Origin of the sequence: Mucilaginibacter sp. 22184 (assembly GCF_052045695.1) — a bacterium.
Classification (GTDB): Bacteria; Bacteroidota; Bacteroidia; order Sphingobacteriales; family Sphingobacteriaceae; genus Mucilaginibacter.
Window position 1 is genome coordinate 161,700 of sequence record NZ_JBQEPI010000003.1, and the last position, 12,134, is coordinate 173,833.

The window sequence follows — 12,134 nt, forward strand, 5'->3', positions numbered from 1 at the left end:
TTGCTCCTTTAACCAAACAGCCCGGTTCTCTTTTGTAAAAGAACCGGGCTGTTGCTTTTTATAGAGATACTAAATCTTTAGAACTGCATCAGGTACAATGTTTCAAGACAGGTTAAACTGTTGGCTCGGCTGGATCCTTATAATTATCAGCATCAGCTATTAAAACCGGGGGGCGATCCTTTTTAAAGATAGCCGCGCCAATAAGCGCTATAATTGCTCCCATAACAGCCGCGCCGATAAGCGCGCTGATAGTAATACCTACCGGGCTAAGAAATTTGCTGGTGATGGACATCGCCTGGTCTATCTGCTCTTGCGACATGCCTTTTGCCGCCAGTTTTGCCTCGGTAGAGGCAGTTAGTTTTTGGAGCATTCCAGGGCTCAATACCGCGAAATACAGGTAAGTAAATACCGACAATACAATACCTGATAATATCGCAAACAAAAATCCCGCTTTAAACCCTTCACCAAAAGTTAAATAACCCCCATTTAAATCCCTATACTCTTTTTGTGTCAGGAACATGAAGGCGATAAACAATAAGGTACTTAACCATTTAATAGGCGAATCTGGATCGATATCCAAAAACTGAATAATATAAGTAACTAAAATAGAGGCTATTACATATATAGCCCCCCATTTAATAATTACCGGCATTGGACTTGTTTTTTGTATTTCCATGATATTGTATTGGTTTATGATTTATTAAAAGTAATTATTATTCCCGCCTATTCAAAAAATCCGGGCGAATATGTATCGGACAAAGTGATAATTATGTCTGACTTTTTACTTCCGCCTGAAGTCAGTGTTATCACTATAAATTAAATTTGGATCATCTTAACTCTATCTTTAATTCTTAACATTGAGCCTCATGTATACCATACTATTAGCCTTACATTCATTAACCCGGTGGCTGGTATTAGTTAGTTTAATTTTTTCCATTGGCCGGGCTTACAGAGGTTGGTTGCTTAATAAGCCGTTTTTAAAGGTTGATGATACTATACGGCTCATAACTGTTACTATAGCGCATATCCAACTCATCATTGGGCTTGGGTTATATGGTATCAGTCCTATCGTTCACTATTTTCTTAGCCATTTTAATACAGCCGTTCATGAACGGCAGATTCGCTTTTTTGGCATGGAGCACATTACGGTGATGCTGATCAGTATCGTTTTAATTACCATAGGTTCAGCAAAAGCAAAGCGAAAAACCACAGATAAAGAAAAATTCAAAACGATGGCCGTCTGGTTCAGTATCGCACTGGTTCTCATTATTACCTCTATTCCCTGGGCATTTTCACCGCTTACGAGCCGGCCTTATTTCAGACCTTTTTAGCAGTCGGCAGGGCGGTAACACCTTCCATTATAAAATCAGCCCGAGCCATACAGACAAGTAAATTGAGCCGTGAACGACATCTGTCATCAGCTATAAGACTGATATTTGTATCGTTAACTTATTAAAAATACAGCAATGTCAAACATAACAAAAATAGCCCTCGGCAAAAATGGCCCGCTTGTTTCTAAACTCGGCTTAGGCTGCATGCGCATGTCGCCCGTTTGGGGCGGCCCGGCAAATAATGAAAGTGAAAGTATCGCTACTATCCAATCAGCTTTAGACAGCGGCATTAATTTCCTGAATACCGGCGATTTCTATGGCGCCGGTCATAACGAACTACTGGTAGGCAAAGCCATTAAAGGCAGAAGAGATGATGCCTTTATCAGTGTAAAATTTGGTGCTATCTTCTATGGCGGTCAGTGGCTTGGATTGGATCTACGCCCTATAGCCATCAAAAATTTCATCAACTACTCATTGGTACGGTTGGGTATCGATACTATTGACCTTTACCAACCCTGCAGGATGGACAACAGTGTCCCGGTAGAAGATATAATCGGTACCATAGCCGATCTGATCAAAGAAGGCAAAGTACGTCACCTCGGTGTTTCTGAAATTACCGCCGATCAATTACGCAAGGCCCACAGTGTGCACCCGGTAACCGCTTTGGAAATAGGCTATTCACTGGCCGACCGCCAGATAGAAAGCGACTTGCTCCCTACGGCAAAAGAATTGGGTATAGGTGTAATAGCCTTTGCCAATACCGCTGAAGGGTTACTTACCGGCGAAATGAAAGCCCCGCTGGCTGCCGATGATTATCATAATCACTTCTCGCGTTTTCAGGGCGATAACCTGGTAAAGAACCTGGAGAAAGTTGAGGCATTAAAACAAATGGCAAAGGAAAAAGGATATACTCCAACACAACTGGCTATAGCCTGGGTGAATGCCCAGGGAGATCATATTATGCCATTGGTGAGCATGAGCCGAAGATTAAGGTTGCCAGAAAATATGCAGGCAATGGAGATAGTTTTTACTCCCGAAGAAATGAATGCCCTTAACACTCATTTTTCTCCGGGCTCCATACTCGGAGGTACATATCTGCAGCGTTAACCGGGTGGGGCTGTTTAAGCCCCACCTATTTTATATATTTACGTAATGATAAATCCGACTGAAATAATTCCGGGAGTCCTATTTTATTCCTATCACGCTTCTGCGCGAAAGGATAAAGTAGCGTTTTTAGAACATAATACCCTGGTATTACAGGTTTCGGGCCGCTTTACATTAGAAACTGCCAGCGAAAAGCTTTCGATGGAGCAAGGCGAAATGTTGCTCATCCGACGAAATCAATTGGGAGAGCTCACTAAAACCCCTTTAAATGGTGAGGATTACCAAACCATAGTGATTTGTTTGAAAGAACCCCTGCTCAGACAGATCGCACTGGAAGAACAAATAGAACAAGGAAAAAAATACACAGGCGCCCCTAACATCCTTATTCCGGGGAATGATTTTCTTAAGGCCTTTTTTCAATCGGTAATTCCCTATGTGCGGCATTCAGAAGAAAAGATAACTCATGCGGTGGGTATGCTCAAGGTAAAAGAAGTTGTACTATTGCTTTTACACATTATGCCCGAGCTCAAAGATTTCCTGTTCGATTTTTCCGAACCTTATAAGATAGACATTGAAAAATTTATGCTTAACAACTTTCATTTCAATGTACCTGTCGAAAAATTCGCGCAGCTTACCGGCAGAAGCCTCGCGGGTTTTAAGCGCGACTTTCAAAAGGTATTCGGCATGGCTCCGCGGCATTGGTTACAGGAAAAACGCCTGCTGGAAGCCCGGCACCTGATAGAAACCAAGAATAAAAAACCGTCTGCCATCTATCTTGATCTGGGATTCGAGACCCTCTCCCATTTTTGTCATTCTTTTAAGAAAAAGTTTGGTAAAACGCCTACAGACATTGCGGTGATAACACCATAGATGTAAGGATGATTATATTTCCGTAAAAAATGTCATTTCGATAGAGCAAAGGGTGGGGATGAGCGTTGTGCGAAAGAGAAATCTTTTGCATTATATAAGCCCTCCGTTGCAAATCGTAGAAGATTTCTCCTCGTTCCTCGTTCGAAATGACATATTTTTTATTTCTCGTGCCATTGTTGGTGTTGTCACCAACAACTTATTATCATCGACAAACCAGTAGAATGTTGGTGACAACACCAACATTGGCGTGGTGATAACATCTACTATTTGAAAAACACACAAAACAAAAGCGGCTTCCCTTAAAAGGAAGCCGCTTTTGTGTCATTTCAATAAGATCTCAATCAGGCCGCAGGCGGGTTATAAACCTGTGCTTCCTTTTTAAAGAAAGCGGCAAAAATAATGGCCAGTACAAACATGAAGATAATGGAAAAACCCAAACTTACTATTTGCCTGCCCAGGGTAACATCTTTTTGAGCCTCAAACTCCTGGTGTATTTCATCCAGCTTTTTTTTGATAATATCCGGGCTGGTTTTCTTTTCCGTAAGGAATTTACTTACCGATGCCGTCATGGCGGCCTGTGTTCTTTCGGCCATGTGTGGTTCTATTACTTTGGCAAACAATTGATCGCGCAGGGCAAACTGTATGACAAAGGCTGTAAAAAACATAATAAATATACCGGTAGCGGCTTCACGCATAGTCCACCAGCCGCCAACCCTTTTTCTGAAATTTAAACAAAGTACCACTACCAGTATAATGGGTAACAGTACCGAAAATAAAAAAGGTGTAGATGATATCAACACAACCGATGTGGCCCACAGGATGATATAATAGGATATGATACTCAATACGGTTAATACCACGCCCAACAGTACACCAAAGGTAATACCGGTTGTTCTTAACCGTTTTTTGTCAACTTCGAGGGCCATTGATTACTAAAAATTGATTAATATATCTAAAACGGCCATATCAAATTCCTTATCCAAGGCGTATTCGGCAATCTCTGCCTTGGTTTCGTCGGTTGGATCGATGGTTTGGAAAAAGCAGATCATCGGGTAAAAAAGTTCTTTCAACTCCGAATCCTGCGGAAGACTTTGAGCTACCTTGCTTACTTCCGAAACCGGGCTTTCGATCAGGATCTGGTTAGCTATAACCGGTTCATAAATGCGGTATTCGTCCTGAAACTCGTCTTCATCAACCAATAAAAATTCCTTCAGGTAATCTTCCAATTCAGGCTCAATATCTTCGTCCTCACATTCGTTCAGGTACAGCAGCAGGTTCAGGAGCTCAGTACCGCGGTCAAGCGTTTGCTCTTCAATATCTTCCCATTCGGCCGAGTCGAGGTAATCCTCTTCCAGTTTTTTAACATCGGCACTAAAGAAGTTCACGAGCAGGAGGTCAAAAAAAACCTCGCGCAATGATTCGATGGCCGGGTTATTGTCAAATACTTCGTCCAGGGCGTCAACCTTGGTCAAAAAATCCTCGTCGAGCGCGAAAACTTCGCCGAAGCTATTGCGCAAACCTGTAGCGTCAAAAACACTGTATTTAGAAAAAGCCTCCAATGCGGCCTCAAAGGCGGTTTCTATTTTTGGATCGATCATGATTGTCGTTATTTAAAGATTTGTTTTTTATTGTAGGTTAGCTGTACTTTTCCTTTTAAATGCTGCCCAAAGAACGGTGAATTAACCGATTTGGAACGATTATTTTTATTACTGTATTCCCATTCCGTTTCGGTGTCAAACAGTACCAGGTTGGCCTTTTCGCCCTCGGCTATAACGGGTACGACTACGCCCAGTATCTCGCGTGGATTTATAGCCAGTTTTTCAACCAGTACTTCTACCGGTAAACCTGACCTGAGCGCCAGCGGCAACGCGGTCTGAAATCCGGTTATACCAAATTCGGCTACTTCAAACTCTACATCCTTAAACTCCACTTCGTGTGGGGTATGCTGGCTTACAATGGCATCAATGGTACCATCTTTAAGTCCTTTTATCAACGCCAAAACATCATCTTTGGTACGCAGGGGCGGTTTAACCTTGTACATGCTGTCAAAACCCATCAGGGCCTCATCGGTAAGTACCAGGTGATGCGCGGCCACATCGCAGGTAACCTCCAGTCCTTTGCGTTTAGCTTCGCGAATAAGCTCCACAGAACGGGCGGTTGATACGGTGCTGAAGTGTATTTTTGATACGGTATACTCGGCCAGGTAAAGGTCGCGAGCTATCATCAGCTCTTCGGCCAGTGATGGTATACCCTTCATGCCCAGCAGTGTGCTTATCTCGCCCTCGTTCACTTTGGCTTTACCGGCAATGGCGGTATCTTCCGGGTACGAGAACACCAGGGCGTCAAAACCCTGGGCATATAGTAAGGCGCGTTCCATCAAACCTGCATCCTGCACCGGGCGGTTGCCATCGGTAAAGGCGCGGGCACCGCTTTGGTACATATCATACATTTCGGCCAGGTCTTTACCCTCACGTTTGTGCGATATGGTTCCCAGTGGATAAACATCAACCAGGTTATTTTTGGCGCGGTTAAGCAGGTATTCAATTTCGGCTTTGGAGTGAACCGGAGGCGTGGTATTGGGCATTAACGCAACACCTGTAAAACCACCGGCAGCGGCAGCGCGTGTGCCCGAGTGCATATCCTCCTTGGTTTCCAGTCCCAATTCGCCTATATTACAGTTGAGATCGAAAAAACCGGGCGATACATATTTGCCCTCGCCATCTACCACTTCGGCATCGGCCTCTATATCTTCGGCAATGCGGGTGATCACCCCGTTTTCAATTAAAATATCGGTAACTTGTTGATGAAAGGCTGATCCGGGATCAAGAATGGTGGCAGATTTGATAAGCAAATTCATGTGCACTGCTTTAAGGATTTGTATAGATCAAACAGGCTGCTTGATGGCTTGTTTACCCGGGTTAAAGTACCTGATCAACAAAATTTCGGCGGCCAGAAAAATCAATGCCAAAATTATACAAAGTTTCCATAATTGTGTGCCAAAATTTGTTTCGGCTACAATACCTTTTAAGGAAGCCTTTGTGCCTGTTAATAAGCTGGTTGATGAAGGCATCAGCTGTTTCAGATCGGCCTGGCTCAAATAACTCAGGTCAGATTCGCTGCGGTTATCGTTAAAGGCCAGCGTGGCCAGCGTACTATCCTGCTTTTTTAGCGTATAGATCCCGGTTTCATGTAACTGATCAGAGAGGTATAACAAAGTGCTCCCCTCCTGCTGCCGCACATCCGGAATGGTGCTTTGATCGCCTTTCACCAGCTTGAGCAATTGCTTTTCGGTCACCTGTACGGGTGGTATCTCCAACGTTTCGTCCTGGCCCAGAGTGTAAAACAGCGGCAGATCGTGCCCGCTCAACAGGGCAATGCGGAATAGCGTAGGCACAAAAAGAGCGTGCCTGGGCAGGCTGCTGTATGCCTCATCAAGCGGTACAGCGGCTACATACACCTTACCCCTGCTATGGTTATAACCAGCCCAAAAGCTTTGCCCGCCGCTTAGTTTCATCAAGTTATCGCCCCCTGCACCCGAGGTGTTTAACTGGTAATATTTTTTAACCGTGGGCAGATCGGGATTATCAGGAAAATTCTCGAACACGTTTTTAAACACCGGACTTTGCCTGTTCAGGGTTGATACTTTGGTAGCTTCCGTTACTAATTTCTCTGGCCAGGCTGCATTCATCAGCTGTAGAAATGCGCGATAATTAGGCAGGTCGGCATCCGCGGCCGGGAAAACCACCAGCGTTCCGCCCTTGGAAACATAGGTTTTTAATTGCTGTGCAAGTCCTGTAGATATAGCTTTTACATCGCTGATGACTACAATGGGCAAACTATTGAGCCCTGCATAATCTACATTACCATCGGGCACGCGCCGGGCGGCAAAAAACGGATCGGAAGCAAATACGGCTTTCAGATATGGGTTGGGTGTACCACCATCTATCAGCAACACAGGCATTTGCGCACTTACATTAAAACTGAAGTAAAACTTATTATCAAACGTAACCGGGTTATCCTGCAGCTCAACCAGGCCCTGCTGCCAGCCGGCTTGCAAGCCCATAAAGGCCAACGTATCGGTTTGTACAGTACGAGCGGGAATGGTATAACTGCCCAAAGCTTTTTGCGCGCCGTTGATCGTTACCTTCAACGGTACCCTCTCCGCCTTTTCACCGGCATAATTATGCAGGCGTACTACCAGCTTTTCGTTTTCTCCGGGGCGATGAACGGCGCTTAATAGCCAAACGGAATCAACCGCCACATTGGGTAGGTTTACGGCTTTCAATTGTATGAGGCTGGTGGCTATGCCGCTATCTGTTTTTAACGGCTTACCAGCCATGTTTTTTTGAAGATCAGAAATGATATAGGTCGATTTGATAGTGCCTTGCTGAGTAAGCAACAGGCTTTGCTGACGAGCGATGATCTGCTGTAATGTACGGCTCTGCGCGCTGATCTTCACCTGGTCAACAGCGTCATTAAATTCATCACGACTCAACAGGCGCTGGTGTTTGCCTTCAAAATCCTGCGTAAGCAGCTGAAAACGATCGTTGATATTATAAGCCGAGGCAATCTCCTTGGCTTTTTGTTTGGCATCATCCAGCAGCGAACCCTCCCGGTTGAGGGTTTCCATACTGTAGGAGTTATCCACAAAAATACTTACCGCGTTTTGCCGGCCGGTATTGGCGGCATTTTGCCCCGGTAGATACGGCCTGGCAAAAGCCATCACCAGGAAAAGCAGGGCCAGCAATCTGGCGGCCAGGATGAGCCTCTCCTTTAAATTACGACGCGATGCCTGCTGCTCCTGGATCTCTTTTAAAAACTGCACATTGCTAAAATTCACCTTCTGAAACTTACGGAAGTTGAATAAGTGGATGATAACCGGGATAGCTAACGTGAGCAGTGCAAATAAAAAAGCCGGGTATATAAAGCGCATATTTTATCGGTGCAATAGGCAGATATACAAATGTGCGAATAAATGTGCAGATTTCAGATGTGCGGATATGCAAATGCGCGGATGCGAAAAGTCGACTCACCCTGGCATCGCTGCGCTTGCCATCCCGCTCTTCGCCTGCGGCGGAAAGACCTCACCCCAACCCTCTCCTTTGGAGAGGGAGTAAAAACACGTGCCAGGTAAAGTCCTCTCCTTTGGAGAGGATTTAGGAGATATTTCTATTTAAGAGCAATTCAAATAAAATATTTATAAGTAAATAAACATTTACTTATTTTTGTATCGACATTTAAAATACCGGCATTATGCGACCAAAGAACTTAGAAAAAGAAGAAGCCATCCGCACCATAGCCCTGCAAATTATTGCCGAGGAAGGCCTGGAAAACCTCACCATGCAGAAGCTGGCTAAGGCGGCCAATATATCGCCCCGTACTATTTACATCAAGTACGACAATAAGGAGGATCTCCTGGTAAAGCTTTTTATTGAAGAGGTTTTGGGTAATTATGAGCAGGCTATATTGCATGATTTCAGATTTGACATGGGCTTTGCCGAAGGCGTAAAAAAGCTTTGGCTCAACGGCTTTGCCTATTTTAAAAATAACCGGCATGCCTTTGCGCTGATCCAATACGGCAAATCATCGCCCCTGCTCAACAAGGCTTACCAGCAAAAAAACATTAAACAGGGTGATTTTTTTGGACCTATCATCCGTTTCCTGGAGCATCATGCCTCTGCCGGTACTATCCATAATTTTCATCATGATATACAACGGGCTTTGCTGTTTTCGCCTTTGACAGACCTCATGAGCGAATATTTTGATTACCAGGAAAGGCCCGAACAAATTATTACCGAAGAAACACTTCTGCGATGCTGCGATGCCGTGATCAAAGGGATGACCAAATAAATTAAAACACAAAAAATGAACCACATTAAAAATAAAAAGATAGCCATAGTGGGCGGCGGCCCGGGCGGATTAACCCTGGCACGACTGCTGCAAATGAACGGCGCCGCTGTAAAAGTTTACGAACGCGACGCTCACAAAGATGCCCGGGCAAAGGGCGCTACGCTTGATCTGCATGAAGAATCGGGTCTGAAAGCCCTCCAGGAAGCCGGGCTGATGGATGCCTTTGAGGCGAATTACCGTCCTGATGCCGACCGGGTGCGTATTATTGACAAAGACGCGAACATCATCCTCGATGAACATACAGATGCTAAACGCCCTATGGACCGGCCCGAAATTGACCGTGGCCCGCTGCAAAATATCCTGCTGGATTCTTTACTGCCGGGTACGGTTGTTTGGGACAGTCATTTTTTAAGCATGCTACCTGAAGGCAGTTCCTGGAAACTGGAATTCAAGAACGGCGTTTCGGTTATTGCTGATATCGTGATCGCTGCCGACGGGGCAAACTCCAAACTACGTCCATACATTACGCCTATTAAGCCTTTCTACTCAGGGGTAACGGCCATAGAAGGCGCGGTGGCCCATTCAGAAACAGCCAGCCCAAAAATACACCAGCTATTAAAAGGTGGTAAAATATTTGGCATGAGTAATGAAAAAACGCTACTGGTAAGTTCCAAAGGCGACGGCAGCCTGGTGTTTTATGCAGGCTTAAAAACCGATGAGAACTGGGTTAAAGATTCGGGGATAGATTTTAGCGACAAAGCTCAGGTACTTGCCTGGTTCAAAAAAGATTATGCCGACTGGGATAGCGTATGGCTTGAACTCTTCGAGAACGCCAGTTATGCCTTTGTACCCCGCCCACAATATTGCATGCCTTTTGATCAAACCTGGGAAGCATTACCCAATCTCACCATGCTTGGCGACGCCGCGCACCTGATGCCCCCCTATGCCGGCGAGGGCGTAAACATGGCTATGCTGGATGCCCTTGAACTGAGTGAATGCCTGCTCAGTGATGATTTTGCTGATACGCAATCGGCCATTGCTGCTTACGAAAAGCAGATGCGGTCACGGGCCAGTGAAACAGCCATGATCACTATGGAATCAACCGAGGCCCTGCATTCGTCAAAAGCCATCGATTTCTTCCTCAACATCATTGGTTAAGTTTTAAAACAAAACGCCACTCGCATTCTTTTATACAGAATGGAGTGGCATATCGGTTGTTCGGGTTTTCACTATAAGGACTGGAAGGGTAAGTTTTACCCGGAGGATCTGCCGCAGCGCAAATGGTTCGATTATTATTGCGAGCATTTTAAAACGCTGGAGCTCAATGTAACCTTTTATCGTTTCCCACAGCTTTCGTTCCTGCAAAACTGGTATGGTAAAAGTCCGGCCGATTTCCGTTTTGCGGTAAAGGCCCCGCGTGCCATTACCCATTACAAAAAGTTTAACGATACCACTGAGCTCATCACCAGTTTTTATGATACCATTAACCAGGGATTACGGGAGAAACTTGGGCCGGTGTTGTTTCAGCTGCCGCCGAGTTTTAGTTATGATGAGGAGAAGCTTGAACGGATCATCAACAGCCTTAACCCTTCATTTAAAAACGTATTGGAACTACGTCATGTAAGCTGGTGGAATGATTTGGTTTATCAAAAACTGGCCAAACATCATATTACCTTTTGCGGCATGAGCCATCCCAGTTTACCCGACGACGTGATACAAAATACACCTATTGTTTACTACAGATTTCATGGTGTACCGGTGTTGTATCGTTCGCCCTATTCTAAAGGTTTTCTCCAAAAAATCATCAACGCCGTAAAACAAAATCCCGGTACCCGCGAGGCCTGGTTTTATTTTAATAATGATTTTGACGCGGTTGGCGTGGGTAACGCAAATGATATGATTTCGTTGGTTAAATAATTTTTTAATCTCAACAATTAAATACATTTTGCTGCCGGATTTTAAACCACTTATTTATCTATGGAATTTAGACGATTAGGAGAAACTAAGCTTGCTGTTTCGGTTATAACATTTGGCGCCTGGGCCGCTGGTGGCTGGATGTGGGGTGGTAATGACGATAAAGAAGCCATTGAAGCCATGCGCGTATCTTACGATATGGGCATTACCTCTATTGACACCGCCCCTATTTACGGGCAGGGCAAAAGCGAAGAACTGGTTGGCGAGGCCATAAAAGGTTTACCGCGCGATAAAGTACAGCTGCTCACCAAATACGGCATGCGCTGGGATTTAGCTAAAGGCACTTTTGGCTTTAAAAGCCAGGATAATGGTGGTAAGGATATTGATGTTTATAAATACGCAGGCAAGGAAAGCATCATACTGGAATGCGAAAATAGCCTGAAACGTTTGGGTACCGACTATATTGACCTGTACCAGATCCACTGGCCGGATGCCAGCACACCTATCGATGAAACTATGGAAGCCGTGCTTCGGCTTAAAGAACAGGGCAAAATACGTGAGGCCGGCGTAAGTAACTACGATTTACAACAAATGGCTACCGCCGAAAAAACCGTCAAGCTGGCATCCAACCAGGTGCCTTTTAGTATGGTGAACCGGGATATTGAAGATGAACTGATCCCCTACTGCATCGAAAATAAAAAGTCAATTTTGGCTTATAGTCCGCTGGAACGTGGTTTATTGACCGGTAAAATAAAACCAGGGCACCAATTTGAAGCGGGCGATCATCGCGCTGGTGTAAAATATTTTCAGGAAGAGAACATTAAACGTACCAACGAATTCCTTGCCAAAATAAAACCCCTGGCCGATGAAAAAGGCGCCACCCTGGGACAGTTAGTAATCCGCTGGACCATCAACCATCCGGGCATTACCATAGCGCTTGTAGGCGCCCGTAATGCCGCACAGGCCAAACAAAATGCCAAGGCTATCGAGATACATATCAATGGCGAGGAAATGGAATTTATCAATAACCAGTTGGGCGATCTGGAGATTGTGGGGTAATTTCTG

At 44.9% G+C, this 12,134-nt stretch carries 12 protein-coding genes; 7 read left to right on the top strand and 5 right to left on the bottom strand.

What is annotated here, in order from left to right:
- Positions 1-112: 112 nt before the first annotated feature.
- Positions 113-676, bottom strand: coding sequence for a DUF4199 domain-containing protein (locus tag ACTJKG_RS08150; RefSeq protein WP_172334955.1), 564 nt, complete (start codon positions 674-676; stop codon positions 113-115).
- Between the two features lie 190 nt (positions 677-866).
- Here ACTJKG_RS08150 and ACTJKG_RS08155 point away from each other — a divergent pair, with 190 nt between their 5' ends.
- The 3 genes from ACTJKG_RS08155 to ACTJKG_RS08165 all read left to right on the top strand — a co-directional run bounded on the left by ACTJKG_RS08155 (position 867) and on the right by ACTJKG_RS08165 (position 3,305).
- Complete coding sequence (locus ACTJKG_RS08155; protein WP_172334956.1) at positions 867-1,331, top strand: hypothetical protein; 465 nt, start codon at positions 867-869, stop codon at positions 1,329-1,331.
- 135 nt (positions 1,332-1,466) lie between these two features.
- Positions 1,467-2,438 (top strand): aldo/keto reductase, encoded by a 972-nt coding sequence (locus ACTJKG_RS08160; RefSeq protein WP_440738911.1) that lies wholly within the window; start codon positions 1,467-1,469, stop codon positions 2,436-2,438.
- 45 nt (positions 2,439-2,483) lie between these two features.
- A complete protein-coding gene (locus ACTJKG_RS08165; RefSeq protein ID WP_440738912.1) occupies positions 2,484-3,305 on the top strand; it encodes a helix-turn-helix domain-containing protein in 822 nt (273 codons plus the stop codon).
- A gap of 341 nt (positions 3,306-3,646) precedes the next feature.
- On the opposite strand, the gene ACTJKG_RS08170 is transcribed toward ACTJKG_RS08165, so the two are convergent.
- Genes ACTJKG_RS08170 through ACTJKG_RS08185 form a run of 4 tightly spaced genes read right to left on the bottom strand, consistent with a single transcriptional unit; the run spans position 3,647 to position 8,238 of the window.
- Positions 3,647-4,231, bottom strand: coding sequence for a DUF4199 domain-containing protein (locus tag ACTJKG_RS08170; protein WP_440738913.1), 585 nt, complete (start codon positions 4,229-4,231; stop codon positions 3,647-3,649).
- A 6-nt stretch (positions 4,232-4,237) separates the two neighbouring features.
- Entirely contained in the window at positions 4,238-4,903 is a 666-nt protein-coding gene (locus ACTJKG_RS08175) for a hypothetical protein (RefSeq protein WP_440738914.1), read from the bottom strand.
- An 8-nt stretch (positions 4,904-4,911) separates the two neighbouring features.
- Positions 4,912-6,162: a dihydroorotase gene (locus ACTJKG_RS08180; RefSeq protein ID WP_172334961.1), complete on the bottom strand. Its 1,251-nt coding sequence runs from the start codon at positions 6,160-6,162 to the stop codon at positions 4,912-4,914.
- A 27-nt stretch (positions 6,163-6,189) separates the two neighbouring features.
- On the bottom strand, positions 6,190-8,238 hold the full coding sequence (locus ACTJKG_RS08185) for a BatA domain-containing protein (protein WP_172334962.1): 2,049 nt from the start codon (positions 8,236-8,238) through the stop codon (positions 6,190-6,192).
- Positions 8,239-8,558: 320 nt separating this feature from the next.
- Here ACTJKG_RS08185 and ACTJKG_RS08190 point away from each other — a divergent pair, with 320 nt between their 5' ends.
- Genes ACTJKG_RS08190 through ACTJKG_RS08205 form a run of 4 tightly spaced genes read left to right on the top strand, consistent with a single transcriptional unit; the run spans position 8,559 to position 12,128 of the window.
- Positions 8,559-9,155, top strand: a complete 597-nt coding sequence (locus ACTJKG_RS08190; protein ID WP_172334963.1) for a TetR/AcrR family transcriptional regulator — start codon at positions 8,559-8,561, stop codon at positions 9,153-9,155.
- A gap of 15 nt (positions 9,156-9,170) precedes the next feature.
- Positions 9,171-10,313 carry an FAD-dependent oxidoreductase gene (locus ACTJKG_RS08195; RefSeq protein ID WP_440738915.1) on the top strand — a complete coding sequence of 381 codons (1,143 nt, stop codon included), beginning with the start codon at positions 9,171-9,173 and terminating at the stop codon, positions 10,311-10,313.
- Between the two features lie 39 nt (positions 10,314-10,352).
- Positions 10,353-11,072, top strand: coding sequence for a DUF72 domain-containing protein (locus ACTJKG_RS08200; RefSeq protein WP_172334965.1), 720 nt, complete (start codon positions 10,353-10,355; stop codon positions 11,070-11,072).
- 60 nt (positions 11,073-11,132) lie between these two features.
- Positions 11,133-12,128, top strand: a complete 996-nt coding sequence (locus ACTJKG_RS08205) for an aldo/keto reductase (RefSeq protein WP_440738916.1) — start codon at positions 11,133-11,135, stop codon at positions 12,126-12,128.
- The last annotated feature ends 6 nt before the right edge of the window (positions 12,129-12,134 follow it).